The organism is Yoonia sp. R2331 (genome assembly GCF_041103235.1).
In the GTDB taxonomy this organism is placed as follows: domain Bacteria; phylum Pseudomonadota; class Alphaproteobacteria; order Rhodobacterales; family Rhodobacteraceae; genus CANMYO01.
The window spans coordinates 2,353,772-2,367,688 of the sequence record NZ_JBGCUN010000001.1 but is presented as its reverse complement, the minus strand read 5'-3'; the positions used below and the strand labels follow the sequence as shown (position 1 = coordinate 2,367,688).

The 13,917-nt window shown below is 59.2% G+C and carries 17 protein-coding genes; 13 read left to right on the top strand and 4 right to left on the bottom strand.

Annotation, left to right across the window (positions count from 1 at the left end):
- Positions 1-13: 13 nt before the first annotated feature.
- From AB3Y40_RS12230 to AB3Y40_RS12185, 10 genes are all read left to right on the top strand, one after another.
- Positions 14-1,117: a mandelate racemase/muconate lactonizing enzyme family protein gene (locus tag AB3Y40_RS12230; protein ID WP_369439067.1), complete on the top strand. Its 1,104-nt coding sequence runs from the start codon at positions 14-16 to the stop codon at positions 1,115-1,117.
- A gap of 9 nt (positions 1,118-1,126) precedes the next feature.
- Positions 1,127-2,164, top strand: a complete 1,038-nt coding sequence (locus AB3Y40_RS12225) for a zinc-dependent alcohol dehydrogenase (RefSeq protein WP_369439066.1) — start codon at positions 1,127-1,129, stop codon at positions 2,162-2,164.
- Complete coding sequence (locus AB3Y40_RS12220; RefSeq protein ID WP_369439065.1) at positions 2,161-2,922, top strand: SDR family oxidoreductase; 762 nt, start codon at positions 2,161-2,163, stop codon at positions 2,920-2,922. Before AB3Y40_RS12225 ends, AB3Y40_RS12220 begins: the two co-directional genes overlap by 4 nt.
- Before the next feature lie 260 nt (positions 2,923-3,182).
- Positions 3,183-4,202, top strand: coding sequence for a TRAP transporter substrate-binding protein (locus AB3Y40_RS12215; protein ID WP_369439064.1), 1,020 nt, complete (start codon positions 3,183-3,185; stop codon positions 4,200-4,202).
- A 119-nt stretch (positions 4,203-4,321) separates the two neighbouring features.
- The gene (locus tag AB3Y40_RS12210; RefSeq protein WP_369439063.1) at positions 4,322-5,167 is read left to right on the top strand and encodes a TRAP transporter small permease subunit; all 846 of its coding nucleotides are present in this window, start codon (positions 4,322-4,324) and stop codon (positions 5,165-5,167) included.
- The gene (locus AB3Y40_RS12205; protein WP_369439062.1) at positions 5,167-6,792 is read left to right on the top strand and encodes a TRAP transporter large permease; all 1,626 of its coding nucleotides are present in this window, start codon (positions 5,167-5,169) and stop codon (positions 6,790-6,792) included. Before AB3Y40_RS12210 ends, AB3Y40_RS12205 begins: the two co-directional genes overlap by 1 nt.
- A 16-nt stretch (positions 6,793-6,808) precedes the next feature.
- The gene (locus AB3Y40_RS12200; protein ID WP_369439061.1) at positions 6,809-7,756 is read left to right on the top strand and encodes a phytanoyl-CoA dioxygenase family protein; all 948 of its coding nucleotides are present in this window, start codon (positions 6,809-6,811) and stop codon (positions 7,754-7,756) included.
- A complete protein-coding gene (locus tag AB3Y40_RS12195) occupies positions 7,757-9,259 on the top strand; it encodes a UxaA family hydrolase (protein WP_369439060.1) in 1,503 nt (500 codons plus the stop codon).
- An 18-nt stretch (positions 9,260-9,277) separates the two neighbouring features.
- Positions 9,278-10,159 (top strand): NAD(P)-dependent oxidoreductase, encoded by an 882-nt coding sequence (locus AB3Y40_RS12190; protein WP_369439059.1) that lies wholly within the window; start codon positions 9,278-9,280, stop codon positions 10,157-10,159.
- Positions 10,152-11,033 carry a DMT family transporter gene (locus tag AB3Y40_RS12185; protein WP_369439058.1) on the top strand — a complete coding sequence of 294 codons (882 nt, stop codon included), beginning with the start codon at positions 10,152-10,154 and terminating at the stop codon, positions 11,031-11,033. The genes AB3Y40_RS12190 and AB3Y40_RS12185 overlap by 8 nt, the downstream gene beginning before the upstream one ends.
- 264 nt (positions 11,034-11,297) lie before the next feature.
- Here AB3Y40_RS12185 and AB3Y40_RS12180 read toward each other — a convergent pair whose 3' ends face one another.
- Genes AB3Y40_RS12180 through AB3Y40_RS12165 form a run of 4 tightly spaced genes read right to left on the bottom strand, consistent with a single transcriptional unit; the run spans position 11,298 to position 13,103 of the window.
- The gene (locus AB3Y40_RS12180) at positions 11,298-11,468 is read right to left on the bottom strand and encodes a hypothetical protein (protein WP_369439057.1); all 171 of its coding nucleotides are present in this window, start codon (positions 11,466-11,468) and stop codon (positions 11,298-11,300) included.
- 19 nt (positions 11,469-11,487) lie between these two features.
- Complete coding sequence (locus tag AB3Y40_RS12175; protein ID WP_369439056.1) at positions 11,488-12,246, bottom strand: DUF3619 family protein; 759 nt, start codon at positions 12,244-12,246, stop codon at positions 11,488-11,490.
- Positions 12,239-12,634 (bottom strand): phage holin family protein, encoded by a 396-nt coding sequence (locus AB3Y40_RS12170; RefSeq protein WP_369439055.1) that lies wholly within the window; start codon positions 12,632-12,634, stop codon positions 12,239-12,241. The genes AB3Y40_RS12175 and AB3Y40_RS12170 overlap by 8 nt, the downstream gene beginning before the upstream one ends.
- Positions 12,627-13,103 carry a hypothetical protein gene (locus AB3Y40_RS12165; RefSeq protein ID WP_369439054.1) on the bottom strand — a complete coding sequence of 159 codons (477 nt, stop codon included), beginning with the start codon at positions 13,101-13,103 and terminating at the stop codon, positions 12,627-12,629. Before AB3Y40_RS12165 ends, AB3Y40_RS12170 begins: the two co-directional genes overlap by 8 nt.
- A gap of 149 nt (positions 13,104-13,252) precedes the next feature.
- Between AB3Y40_RS12165 and AB3Y40_RS12160 the strand changes: the two genes are divergently transcribed.
- The 3 genes from AB3Y40_RS12160 (at position 13,253) to AB3Y40_RS12150 (ending at position 13,914) form a co-directional block, all read left to right on the top strand.
- Complete coding sequence (locus AB3Y40_RS12160) at positions 13,253-13,411, top strand: YqaE/Pmp3 family membrane protein (protein ID WP_369439053.1); 159 nt, start codon at positions 13,253-13,255, stop codon at positions 13,409-13,411.
- Between the two features lies 1 nt (position 13,412).
- Positions 13,413-13,622 (top strand): DUF4112 domain-containing protein, encoded by a 210-nt coding sequence (locus AB3Y40_RS12155; RefSeq protein ID WP_369439052.1) that lies wholly within the window; start codon positions 13,413-13,415, stop codon positions 13,620-13,622.
- Between the two features lie 94 nt (positions 13,623-13,716).
- Positions 13,717-13,914, top strand: coding sequence for a CsbD family protein (locus AB3Y40_RS12150; protein WP_369439051.1), 198 nt, complete (start codon positions 13,717-13,719; stop codon positions 13,912-13,914).
- Positions 13,915-13,917: the final 3 nt, after the last annotated feature.

The window sequence follows — 13,917 nt, the reverse complement described above, 5'->3', positions numbered from 1 at the left end:
GATCAGAGGCTGCATGTCGAAAATTGACAAGATCGATGTCCGTCTGTTTGACGTGCCATTGGCCGAGGTTTTGACGGATGCCAAGCATGGGGATCATACGCACTTTGAACTGGTGACGGTCACCATTTTCACCGCCGACGGCGGGGTTGGCACCGGTTATACCTATACCGGCGGCAAGGGCGGGCGGGCGATTGCAGCAATGGTCAAACACGACCTTGCCCCGTTTTTGATGGGCCGTGATGCGGCGGATATTGCGGGGCTTTATGATGGGATGCAGTGGCATGTGCATTATGTGGCCCGTGGCGGGATTGCATCCTTTGCCATCTCGGCGGTCGATATTGCGCTGTGGGACATCGCAGGCAAGGCGGCGGGGCAGCCGCTTTGGAAGATGGCGGGCGGGGCCGCGGACCGGTGCCGGGCCTATTGCGGTGGGATCGACTTGAACTTCTCGCTCGACCGGTTGGTGCAGCAGACCGAAGGCTATTTGGACGCCGGGTACAATGGCGTAAAGATCAAGGTGGGCCAGCCAGAGCTTGCCACCGACATCGCCCGCGCCGCAAAAATTCGCGAAGTGCTGGGGCCAGATCGCGCCTTTATGGTGGATGCCAATTATTCCATGTCCGTCCCGCAGGCGATAGAAGCGGCACGGGCCTTTGCGGATCAGGATGTGCTGTGGTTCGAGGAGCCGACGATTCCGGACGATTATCACGGTTACGGACAGATCGCAGAGGCCACTGGCGTGCCGCTTGCGATGGGTGAAAATCTGCACACGATCCATGAATTTCAGTATGCGTTCCGCGATGCGAAACTCAGTTTCATTCAGCCTGACGCCTCAAACTGCGGCGGGATCACCGGATGGCTGCAGGTGGCGGAACTGGCGCAGCGACATGGTATCCCGGTCTGCAGTCACGGGATGCAGGAATTGCATGTCAGCCTGATGTCTGCGCAGCCTCATGCCGGATGGCTCGAGGTGCACAGCTTTCCGATAGATCAATACACGACCCGGCCCTTGCAGGTCCAAGACCATCTGACCATCGCCCCGGATACCCCCGGCATCGGTGTAACTTTCGATTGGGGCAAGCTGTCCGCTGCCCATGCTACAATGAACGGAACCTGAGGAACCAACATGTCTGACACCATCCAAGCCGCATTCTACCGAGGCGATCGGTCCTTCGTTGTCGAATCCACCACGGCGCAGACTGCCGGACCGGGCGAAGTCTCGATCCGGACCGCATATTGCGGCATCTGCGGGACGGACCTGCATGTCTACCACGGCAATATGGACGCGCGCGTCGGGCTGAACCGGATTATCGGGCACGAGATGTCGGGCGTTGTTGCCGCTGTCGGTGCCGGGGTCGCGGACATTGCCGTGGGTCAAAAGGTTGTTGTGCGGCCACTGGACCACTGCGGTGCGTGTCCTGCTTGCAAGGCGGGGCATCAGCATATCTGTCACAAGCTGAAGTTTCTGGGGCTTGATACCGACGGGGCCATGCAAGAGATCTGGACGGTGCCTGCGCACACGGTCCACGCGCTGCCCGATGACATGCGCCTTGACCACGCGGCCCTGATCGAACCGGTAGCGGTCGCGTGTCATGACGTGCGCATGGCCGATTTGCTGCCGGACGAGGATGTTCTGGTGATCGGCGGCGGCCCGATTGGGATCCTTTGCGCGATGGTCGCGCGTGACGCAGGCGGCAAGGTCGTCGTGTCCGAGGTGAACCCCGCAAGGCTCGCGATTGCGGAAAAGCTGGGCTTTGCCACGTTGAACCCCAAAGAGGTCGATCTGGCGGCGGCGGTTCATGACCGTACTGCAGGCAAGGGGGCCGATGTCGTGTTCGAAGTGTCAGGCACCCAGCCCGGTGTTGATGCAATGACGGCCTGCGCCGCGACGCGCGGGCGGATCGTGATGGTTGCAATCCATGCCCAAAAGCCCGCGATTGATCTGTTTCAGTTCTTCTGGCGCGAATTGAAGTTGCTGGGCGTGCGGGTTTATGAGCCCGTCGACTATGACAAGGCCATCGCACTTGTCGCATCAGGTGCGGTGGATGCTGACACGGTCATCACCGATGTCAGCCCGCTGAGCCAGATTCAGGCCGCCTTTGAGTCGCTCGATAGCAGCCCCACGGCACTGAAAAGCCTGATTAAAGTGGGGGATGTGGCATGAACCTTTTTGACCTGACCGGCAAGACCGCGCTTGTGACCGGCTGCAAACGCGGCATCGGGCGCGGCATGGCAGAGGCGTTGGCCGAAGCAGGCGCCGACATCATCGGGGTCAGCGCCAGTTTGGAGCCAGTCGGCAGTGCGGTTGAACAGGCCGTGATCGCCAAAGGCCGCAGCTTTGCCGCCTATGCTTGCGACTTTTCGGACAGGGCGGCGGTCCGTGCCTTTGCGGCGCAACTCGAAACGGACGGCCATGCGCCGGATATTCTTGTGAACAACGCAGGCACCATCAAACGCAAACCCGCGGCAGAGCACGAAGATGCGCTGTGGGATGAGGTCATTGACGTGAACCTGTCGTCGCAATTCGTGCTCTCGCGCGAGGTCGGGCGCGGCATGGTGGCGCGCGGATCGGGCAAGATCATCTTTACCGCCTCTTTGCTGACGTTTCAGGGCGGCATCACTGTGCCCGGCTATGCGGCATCCAAGGGCGGCATCGGGCAGTTGACCAAGGCGCTGGCAAACGAATGGGCCCCGCATGGGGTCAACGTGAACGCCATCGCGCCGGGCTATATTGCAACAGACAACACTCAGGCCCTGCAGGATGATCCGGCGCGATCACAGTCGATCCTGGACCGTATCCCACAGGGCCGATGGGGTACGCCGCAGGACTTTGCAGGACCGGCGGTCTTTCTGGCGTCAGCCGCATCTGACTATGTCAACGGCGAGATCCTCGTGGTTGATGGTGGATGGATGGGGCGCTGACCGCTGCGTTGCTTGCCCCGGGGGTGAGTCGGTATTGTCCTACAATGCGAGATACCTCTGACAGGCCGACTGCGGGGCCTCATCGGTGCGTCTTGCACCGTAACCACTTTAATACATTGAAAATATGGCAATTCTGCGTCTGAGCGGGCTGGATTTTGCAGCCAATTTTCTGATTGCCTAAAAATGATGCCCAACCTAGTTTGGTCATACCAAAATAAGAAGCCGAAAAGGCGTGCCAACACGGACCAAGGGAGGAACCAATGTCCATTTTGAAGAAACTGACACTTGCCGGATCTGCCGCAGCGCTGTCGATGACGGCTGCAGCTGCAACCGCACAGACCACGAACCTGCGTATCCAGACGCACTTTAGCCAGGAAACCTTGTCCGGTCAGATGGCAGCGGAATTCATCGAAGACGTCACTGCGATGTCCAACGGCGAAATCCAGATCGAGATGTTCTATGCATCCTCTGTCGTGAAGTCGGCCGAGACATTTGACGCTGCTGCCACGGGTATTCTTGACTGCGACATGACCGGTGGCGCCTACCAGACTGGTAAGAACCCAGCATTCCAGTTCACCGGTGACCTGACCGGCGGCTATGCCAACCCCTATCAACAGTATGCATGGCTGCTGCATGGTGGCGGCTATGACGCGCTGAACGAGCTTTACAACACCTATGACATGGAATTTGTCGGCTGGTGGATTCCGGGCCCTGAATCGCTGTCCTCGACCAAGCCGCTGGCAGGTGTGGCCGATCTGGAAGGCTGGAAATTCCGTTCGCCCCCCGGTGTGATCACCATGATCTTTGAAAACCTTGGTGCGTCGCCCATCGTGATGGACTTCAATGAGATTTTCACGGCACTCGAAACCGGCATCATTGACGGGGCCGACGCGGCGAACCTGACCAACAATATCGGTCTGGGACTTTATGACATCGCAGAGCACACCAACTATCCCGGTTTCCACTCTATGCCGGCTGACCACCTGGCGTGCCGCAAGGATGCCTGGGACGCGATGCCTGCTCATCATCAGGCGATCCTGAAGATCGGCATGCAGGCGCTGGGCCTCAAGAACACCACGATCAACGAGGTCAAGAACGCCCAGAACTCTGTCGCTTTGGCAGAGCAGGGCCTGAACATGTATCAGTGGTCAGAAGAGGACATGGCCGTTTACCGTGCCGCTGTGCAGGACGCATGGACAGCTTTCGCGACAACACCGGAAAGCCAAAACTTGCTGAACTCGCACCTCGACTTCCTGCGCGATATTGGCGCGATGAAGTAAGCAGATGCTATGACATCTGAAGCGGCGGGGTGAACCTGCCGCTTTGCGCGACAGGGCAGGGACCCGGCCACGCTAGGTCGGGTCCCGCTTGCCACAACGGGCGGTGTTGAGGGGCAGACATGACAGAGAAACAAACAGGCGGATTGGCAGAATGGCTTTGGCCCTCGGCGTTCCTGCTTTGCGCGGGCTGGGTGATCTGGCACATTCCGGCGTTCATTCTGGACTGGTTCACGCCCGAGAACGAAAGCCTGTTCATGCAAATCTCTGAGTTGCACACCCGCAAGGAAGTGAATTCCCTGCCGGGTCTGTTCGGCGGCTTTGCAGATATCGTCGACTGGGCCGCACTTTTGCTGATGCCGGTCTTTGCCATTCTGGGCATCCGTTCAATTGTCGTGGCCCCGATGGAATTTGAGCGCTGGCACAGTTGGGACCGTTTCGCGCTGTTTATCGGGCGGGCCACGATGATCATGATCATCGCCATGACCTGCGTGATGCTGTGGGAGGTGTTCTTGCGCTATGTCGTCGAACGCCCGACGAAATGGGCCAATGAATTGACCCTTTGGATCGCCGGTTTCGTTTTTCTGTGCTCGGGCCTTTATGCGATGCAGCAACGCTGCCACATCCGTATTTCGCTGCTTTATGACGCGGTGCCACGTCCGGTGCGCAAACTGTTTGATGTGCTGTCCACGGCAATGATCGTGCTGTTTGCTGCGGGCGTCGTTTTTGGCAGCTACCAGCAGGTTTTCATCAACAAGCTTTACCGGTGGGAAATGTTCGGCACCGCGTTTGATCCGCCGATCCCTGCGACGATCCAGCCAATGATCCTGATTATGCTGGTACTGATTGCCTGTCAGTCCGTGGCGAACCTGATCGCCGATTGGGATCTTGATCCTGAAGTATACAGCCACGACGACATCGACGAGGATGAGATCGCGGCCATCAAGAAAAGCGTCGGGGTCGAGTAATGGATATCGGGACGATTTCACTCATTCTGGTCATGGGCATGATCGTGCTTTTGGCCATCGGGATGCCGCTTGGCTTTGCCTCTGCGGTGCTTGCGCTGCTGGTCATGGTTCTGAAGTTCGAACCGACGATCCTGACCGCGCCCTGGACCTTTGGCGAAGGCATGTTGACCGGCAGGCCGGGGACGGGGCCGTTATACATTCTGACCCAGAAGATATTCGATCTGATGACCGAATATGTGCTGATCTCGGTCCCGCTGTTCATCTTCATGGCCGCCTTGCTGGAACGGTCCGGCATCGCCAAAGAGATGTATAACTCGCTGAATTTCTGGCTGTCTCGCACGCGCGGGGGCATTGCGATTGTGACCTCACTTATGGCGGTCATCATGGCCGCGATGTCGGGCATTATCGGCGGCGAGGTGGTGCTGCTGGGCCTGATTGCGTTGCCGCAAATGCTGCGGTTGGGCTACAACCAGAACCTTGCCATCGGGACGATCTGTGCCAGCGGTTCGCTTGGCACGATGATCCCACCGTCGATTGTGCTGATCATCTACGGGCTGATCACCGAAACCTCGATCAAGGCGCTGTTTACCGGGGCCTTTGTGCCGGGCTTCATGCTGGCGCTGATGATCATCGCCTACATCGTGATCCGCACGCAGTTGCGCCCCGAAGATGCGCCTTTGCCCGAACCACAACCAGGTGATCCAACGGGGCCACAAAAGCTGGGCATGTTTGGCGGCTTTCTGTCGCTCTTGCTGGCGGGCGGGGCCGCTGTTCTGTTCCTGCGCGCCTTGTTCTTCACCGTCACCGGTCAGAACATCATGGACGAGGGCGAAGATGCGATTGCGCTTGGCACGCCAGAGCATCTGATGCCTCTGGGCATCGCCTTTGGCATTGGCTTGATCCTTGCCTTTGTGGTCTTTGGCCGCACCCGCACGATGCAGGGCTGGTCACATGGTAAGGGCCTTGTGCCGCCGATCCTTGTGATCGGCGTGGTGCTGGGGTCAATCTATGGCGGCATCACCGGCATCACCGAGGCGGCTGGCATGGGTGCCTTTGCCGTCTTCGTCATTGCGCTGTTCCGGGGCGAGGCGAGCGTTGGCCTGCTGTGGGACGCGATGATGCGCACGTTGAAATCAACCGGCACGATCATCTGGGTGACCATCGGGGCCGCGGCCCTCGCGGGGGCCTACACGTTGGCGGGTGGGCCGAACTACATCGCCAACCTGATCGTGGGCTCTGAGATGCCGACGATGTTGGTGATCCTGACCATGATGCTGATCCTGCTTTTCATGGGGGCTTTCATGGATTGGGTCGGGATCGTGCTGCTGATTATCCCGGTCTTTTTGCCCATCGTGAAGCGTTTGCCGATCGAAGAAATCGGCTTTCTGGGCCAACTCGAACCACAGCACGTCTCGATCTGGTTCGGTGTGGTGTTCTGCATGAATATGCAGGTCAGTTTCCTGTCGCCGCCTTTTGGTCCAGCGGCTTTCTACCTGAAATCAGTTGCACCACCACACATTTCGCTGACCGACATTTTCAAGGGCTTTCTGCCGTTCATCGGCGTGCAGCTTCTGGCGTTGTCTGTGCTGCTGATTTGGCCCAACATCGTGACACTGCTGCTTTGACAAAAAGGAGGATGTGATGCTGACCGACACCCAACGTGCCCAGTTCGCGCGCGATGGCTATCTGGTCATCGAAGACGTCATTGATCCCGGAACACTGACCGCAATTGAGGCTGAATATGCCGCCCTGATGGACCGGCTTTATGATGCCTGGCACGCCGAGGGCAAAGTGCCCGCTGCGACGCCCGATATGGGGTTCTGGGACAAGTTGGACGTGGCCTATCGCGGTGGTTTCGACTGGTATCAGCCGTTGGATATTTCGCTGCCTCACACCGACATTTCTGACGCCACACCGATGCACATCGGCCCGGCGGTTTTCCAGATGGCGACGCATCCCCACATCCTCGACATCGTGGAAAGCCTGATCGGGCCCGAGATCACCTCAAACCCGATCCAGCACGTGCGGATCAAACCGCCAGAGCGCAATGTCCCAAGCGACGAAGTCCGCGCGCATATCGTGTCGACCGGTTGGCACCAGGATCGCGGTGTGACGCTGGAAAGTGCCGACCAGACCGAGATGGTGACCGTCTGGCTGGCGATTACTGATGCCACGGTTGAAAATGGCTGCTTGCAGGTCAAGCCGGGCATGCGTGACGAGATGTTGCCGCATTGCCTCCTGACCCAGACAGCCATTACCGATACCTACCTGCCCAAAGACACGCCTGTACCAACGCCGGTGCGCGCAGGCGGGGCAGTGATCTTTCATCCGCTGACGCCACACGCGAGCCTGTCCAACACATCCGACGGCTACCGCTGGTCGTTTGATCTGCGCTACAACGTCACCGGTCAATCCACCGGGCGCGACCAATTTCCCAGCTTTGTGGCCCGATCCCGCGCGGCACCGAATACCCAACTGACCGACTGGCGCATCTGGGATCAGATGTGGAAAGAGGCGCGGCACAAGCTGGCCCACAGCGCGCATATCCCGCAGCATCGTTGGCCCTCTGACGGCCCGTATTGCGCCTGAATGGAACTTTTGACGCTTGATCCGGCTGACAATGTCGCCGTGGCGCGACAGGGGCTGCGCGCGGGACAAGTCGTTGATGGGCTGAGGCTGATTGATGCGGTACCCTCAGGCCACAAGGTGGCGACGCGGGCCATTGCCGCCGGTGACCGGGTGATCAAGTTTGCCCAAGGCATCGGTGTCGCCAACGCCTACATTGCGGCGGGCGCCCATGTGCATACGCACAACCTCGACTTTACCTCTGTTTGCGCAGACTACGCCTTTGGCACCAATCTGCGGCCGGCCCCGGTGCCTGTGGTGCCCGATACCTTTGCGGGGTTTGATCGGGGCAACGGGCGTTACGGCACGCGCAACTACATCGGCATTATCACTTCGGTGAACTGCTCTGCCACAGCGGCGCGGATGATTGCGGATCATTTCACGCCCGAACGGCTCGCGGCCTATCCCAACGTTGATGGTGTCGCGGCCTTTGTGCACGGCACGGGCTGCGGCATGGCAGGTGATGGCGATGGATTCGAGGCACTGCAGCGCGTGATGTGGGGCTATGCCCGCCATCCCAATCTGGCCGGTGTGCTGATGGTCGGGCTGGGGTGCGAGATGAACCAGATCGACTGGCTGCTCGAAGCCTACGGGCTGCAACACGGCCCACTTTTCCACACAATGAACATCCAGAACGTTGCGGGTCTGCGCCGTACGGTCGAGATGGGGATCGCCAAGATCGAAGCCATGCTGCCAGAGGCCAACAAAGCCACACGCACGCCCTGTCCGGTCAGCGGGCTCAAGGTGGCGCTGCAATGCGGCGGCTCTGACGCGTGGTCGGGTGTCACGGCAAACCCCGCCTTGGGCCATGCCTGTGATCTGCTGGTGGGGCAGGGCGGCACAGGTGTGCTGGCCGAGACGCCAGAAATTTACGGGGCAGAGCACCTGTTGGTCGCCCGCGCCGCAGAGGTGGCCACGGGCCAGCGCCTGATCGACCTGATTCACTGGTGGGAAGATTACACCGCTCGCAATCTTGGTTCGATGGATAACAATCCGAGCCCCGGCAACAAAGCCGGTGGGCTGACGACGATCTTGGAAAAGTCGCTGGGGGCAGCGGCCAAGGGTGGCACCACGCCGCTGACAGGGGTCTACAAATACGCCGATATCGTGGACCGCGCCGGTTTCACGTTCATGGACAGCCCCGGCTATGACCCGGCAAGCGTCACAGGCCAGATTGCGGGCGGCTGCCAGATCGTCTGCTTTACCACCGGGCGCGGGTCAGCCTTTGGGTCAAAACCTGCGCCCACCATCAAGATCGCCACCAACACCCCAATGGCCGAGCGCATGTCAGAAGACATGGACATCGACGCGGGCCAAATCCTGTCGGCTGGTGTCGACGTCGCAGCAATGGGGCGCGCGATCTATGGTCAGATCCTGGCCGTGGCCTCTGGCCAGCCCAGTAAGTCCGAGGCGCAGGGCCTTGGCGATTATGAATTTGTTCCGTGGCAAATCGGCGCGGTGATGTAACAGACGGAGAGAAGCAGCATGAAAATCGGATTTATCGGATTGGGCCTGATGGGGGGGGCGATGGTGTCGCGGCTTCAGGACAAGGGCTATGCGCTGACCGTTCTGGGCAACCGCGACCGGACCGAGATCGACAAGGCCATCGCGCGCGGTGCGGTCGAGGCTTCCAACGCGCGCGAGGTGGCCGCGCAAAGCGATGTGGTGATGCTGTGTATGGGCACATCTGACCATGTCGAGGGACGGATGCGCGGCGATGATGGTGTCATCGCGGGGATGACACCGGGGACAATTGTGATCGACTTTGGCACATCGCTGCCCGCCTCGACCCGGACACTGGGGGAAGAGGTTGCGGTCGCAGGCGGCACCTACCTTGATGCTCCGATTGGGCGCACACCAGCGCAAGCCCGCATTGGCATGTTGAACCTGATGTGTGCCGGAGATGAAACCGCATTTGCCCGCGTGAAACCTGTGCTGGATGACCTGGGCGAGAATGTCTTTCATCTTGGTGCTTTGGGCAGCGGTCACACGACCAAGTTGATTAACAACTTTCTTGCCCAGTCCACCGCCAACTTGCTGGCCGAGGCTTTTGCCATGGCCGACATCGTGGGGATCGACCGCAAAAAGGTGGTGGATGTGGTCGGCGCTGGACCTGTCGGTTCGCCTTTCATGGAATTCATGTCGGCCTATGCGCTTGATGGTGACGCCTCAAAACTGGCGTTCTCCATCGCCAATGCGAGCAAGGATGTCGGATATTACGCAAAGATGGCCGAAGATGCGGGCGCCCCATCGGTCATGGCGCAGGCGCCGCTTGCCATGATGCGCCAGGCGGTTGCTGATGGGATGGGTAACAAGCTGGTGCCGGAATTGCTGGAGCATTACTTGAAACATTACGGACGTGGCTAAGGCCGCCGCCGCTCCTGCGCCGGTCCTCAACTACGGCCGGGGGATCATGCTGGTCCTCTTGGCGAACCTGCTGTTTTCCTTTGTCGATACCACGACCAAATGGCTGATCGGGGCCGGGTTGGTGGTGTTCCAGCTGGCGTTCATGCGGTACGCTGTACACTTTGTGATCACCGGGGCAGAGCGGATGATCCGTGGCAAACCGGCCACCCGCCTGCATGCGTCGACCGTAGGTCTGGTTTTGTTGCGATCATTCTGTCTGGTTTCCGCAACTTTGGCGAATTTCGTGGCGCTGGGGCAGCTGTCGTTGTCGGTCACTTCGGCGCTGCTCTATCTGTCGCCCATCTTCATCTGCATTTTCGCGCGGCTGGTGCTGGGTGAAGAGATCAAGCGCGCACATCTGGTGTCAATTGCGCTGGGCATGGCGGGCGCATTGCTGATCCTTTGGCCCTTTGGCGTGCCAATCAACTGGTACGCGGTGCTGATGCTTTATCCCGCAATGGGCATCGCGCTTTATCAGGTGTTGTCGCGCAAGCTAACCGGTGTTGTGACACCGGGCGTGCTGCAATTCTACACCGGCGCTTTGGGCACGCTGGCGCTGGCACCCTTTGCCGCATTTGCATGGGTTGCTCCGCCAACACCAATGGCTTGGGGGCTTTTGGTCGCTATCGGAGCCTTTGCCTGGGCCGGGCACGAGGCTTTGACCCGCGCCCATGCCTTTGCGACTGCAAGCGCGCTTGCCCCCTTTGGCTATAGCTTTGTGATCTATCTGACGCTCGCGGGCATGGCGGTCTTTGCAGACGTTCCCTCGCCATCGGTCCTGATTGGTGCGGCGTTGATCGTGCTGGGCGGCCTTTTCACTTGGCGCTACGGCTAACATTGCGACTTACCGACCATCCGAGTGGCTTCGCCTTTGGACCGCGGGGCAGACAGAGTTGCGAAGTGCGAGCAAGCGAAAGGGTTTCTGACGTGGCAGCGCCCAATCGTGCGGAATGATTGCAACAGGCGTGATCTGCCACCTGATGCAATCGCTGATCGGATGATCCCGCGCGGGGCCACGTTTGTTCTGTTAGAGGCCCTTTTCTATGCGTTGCGCGATAAGGCCCAAAAGCGGCTTTGCTAGCGCCAAGACTGCGAGGCCCTAAACGTCGGCCGGTTTGCCGGTGGATGACTTGTCCGCAGCCAACGTTGATTTGGTCGATGTCGGATCATCCATGCGCTCTTTGGTCTTGCGCATGTTGATAAAGGCCAATGGAGCCACCGCCAACAAGGTAAAGATTGCCAACAAAATTACGATAGTTCCGCCGTCCATTTTGGTTCTCCTTTTCTGATCAACTGTGAAGGGCCGCGTTTTCGGGCTGCGACCGGTTGGCCGACAGCAGTTCTTCGCCGCGTGCCTTGGCCTTCAAGAGTTCTTCTTCAAGGACATCGCGCGCATCCGCCATCAACGCATCGCGTTGTGCGCCCAAGGCTGCGTCTTCGCGGCGCGTTCGAGGCAACAGCGTGCCGGCCAAAACCCCAAAGCCAAGGGCGATTGCACCTGCAGTCAATGGCTGCTCGTGGATGAACCCGCTTGTCTGGCGCGCAACCCGCTTGGCCCGCTTTTCGACCGCTTCCTGAGCGGCAAGGGCGGATTTGCGGGCGGCAACGACGCGACGCTTGGCCGGTTTTGGCAATTGGTCAAGGCCAGCATCCAAGGTTTTGCGCAACCGCGAGGCGGACGGCATATCCTGATAACGACCGGTCATGTCAGCCTTCAGTTCGGCATCCGCGGCTGCAACGCGGTCGTCGAAACCTTGCATCGCCTCCTCTGCCGGTTGCAAAACCGGTTCCGGGGAAATTGCCGGACGTGGGCGTGGACCGGATGCCATCAAGGCGACGCCGATTGCAGCCAGCAGACCGCCCGCCGGATTTTCACGCAGCAAGTTCCACCCTTTTTCGGCTAGGTCGGTGCTGACCGTGTTTGCCGTTTGCATCATGCCCTGAGACACAGCCTGTGGGTCGACGGTGTCGGACAGATCGCCGAGTGTTTGGGTCAGTCGGTCGCGTGACGCTTCGACCTCTTCGGAAATTGATTTCAGATTAGACATGGGAAGCCTCCCGAATTTTTTGGATATCCTTGCGCACGCTTTCAGCCGTCACATCAGGCGTCAGCGCGCTTGCGCTCAGACGTGACCGGCCAGCAAGCGCAAAACCGACAGCTGCGAACAGCAGCAATGCCCCGACGGACAGGGCGGCCAGTCCAACCGACAAACCAAGTGCCGCGACCTGTGCGACCGCAGCTGTTGCCAGAACGTTCAGCGCGACCAGTGCCAGCAGCATCGCCAAGGCAATCAAAAATAAGCCGACGCCGGCACGGCTGACGATGTGCGACATCTCAGCGCGCGCCAGTTTCAATTCACCCTGAACGAGCGACGAAAACTGACGGAAGCTTTCAACCAAAAGTGACGGTGTGTCTTGCAACGGATGTTTAGCCATCGGTACGGCCTCCGTTCATATGTGCCGCGACAGCGTCGTGACCGTGGCCTTGTCCCCAAGGATCGCGGGCAAGAGTGCCCGGCGTTCGGTTGGGGTCACGCGCCTTCAGGAAACGCGCCGCGGCAAAGCCGGCCAATGTTGCACCACCAATGAACATCAGCGGGTTGCGGCGGGCGAAATCTGTGGCCTGCATCGCAAGCTGCTGCAGATCCGCGGTGCGGATGCGATCGGCAATGTCTTGTACGTGATCTGCTACCTGACCGATGGCTTGTGCTTGCGGCGCATTGGGGTCGAATTCCTGCGCTGCGGCATGTGCGGCATCAGCGGCAGTCTGCACATTTTCTGCGGCTGCATCCTTAACGCCAGCAGCGCGGGCAGTGGCTTCGGCCTTGGCCGTGGCCTGCGCTTGTTTGGCCAGATCGGACGCATGGTCCGAAACGGATTTATTGAGATCGGATGTCTTGGACATGAGCATCTCCTGTTTTTCAAGTTCGGTGATCTAACGCAGGTTTCGCCAGTTCGTTCCCAACGGCGCAAAGATTGCTGCGGTCTTATTTTTGGGAACGATCACAGCCATCGGGGGTTGGTGCGGCAACCTGGAACAAAGAGGATCCCCAAATGGACCTGCTGCGCATCATCATCGCCGTTATTCTTCCGCCGCTTGGCGTATTTCTAGAGGTGGGGCTGACAAAACACTTTTGGATCAACATCTTGCTGACTTTGCTCGGTTATGTTCCGGGCATTGTTCACGCCGTCTATGTCATCGCCCGCAAGTAGAATGCCCGCAGATCTTGCGACATATGAAAAGTGGGCGAACGCGCTCGCCCGCATGGCGTTGAATACGGCTTGTGATCTGGCGATTGGCACCATTCCCATCGTCGGCGATGTCTTTGATGTGGCGTTCAAAAGCCATCGCAAGAACGTTGATATTCTGAGCCGCGAGGTTTCGCGCCTCGACACTTTACCGATGGGCGCACCATCGGTCTGAAGACACCGCGCTGTACGCTGACGGGGATTGAAACGGTGTCATCCCCAATTACGGCGCTTTTCCAACGACACCGCAACCAGAACAGGAGAACATGATGAATTGGGAGCAAATCAAAGGCAATTGGACACAGGCCAAAGGCCAACTGCGCGAACGCTATGGCGAGTTGACCGATGACGAAATGGAAGAAGCAAAAGGTGAGCGTGATCAGCTCGTCGGACTGATTACCAGCAAGTATGGCAAGGCCAAGCTGGAAGTCGAAAAGGAACTTGATGCCATGTTCAACGGGAGCTGAGCG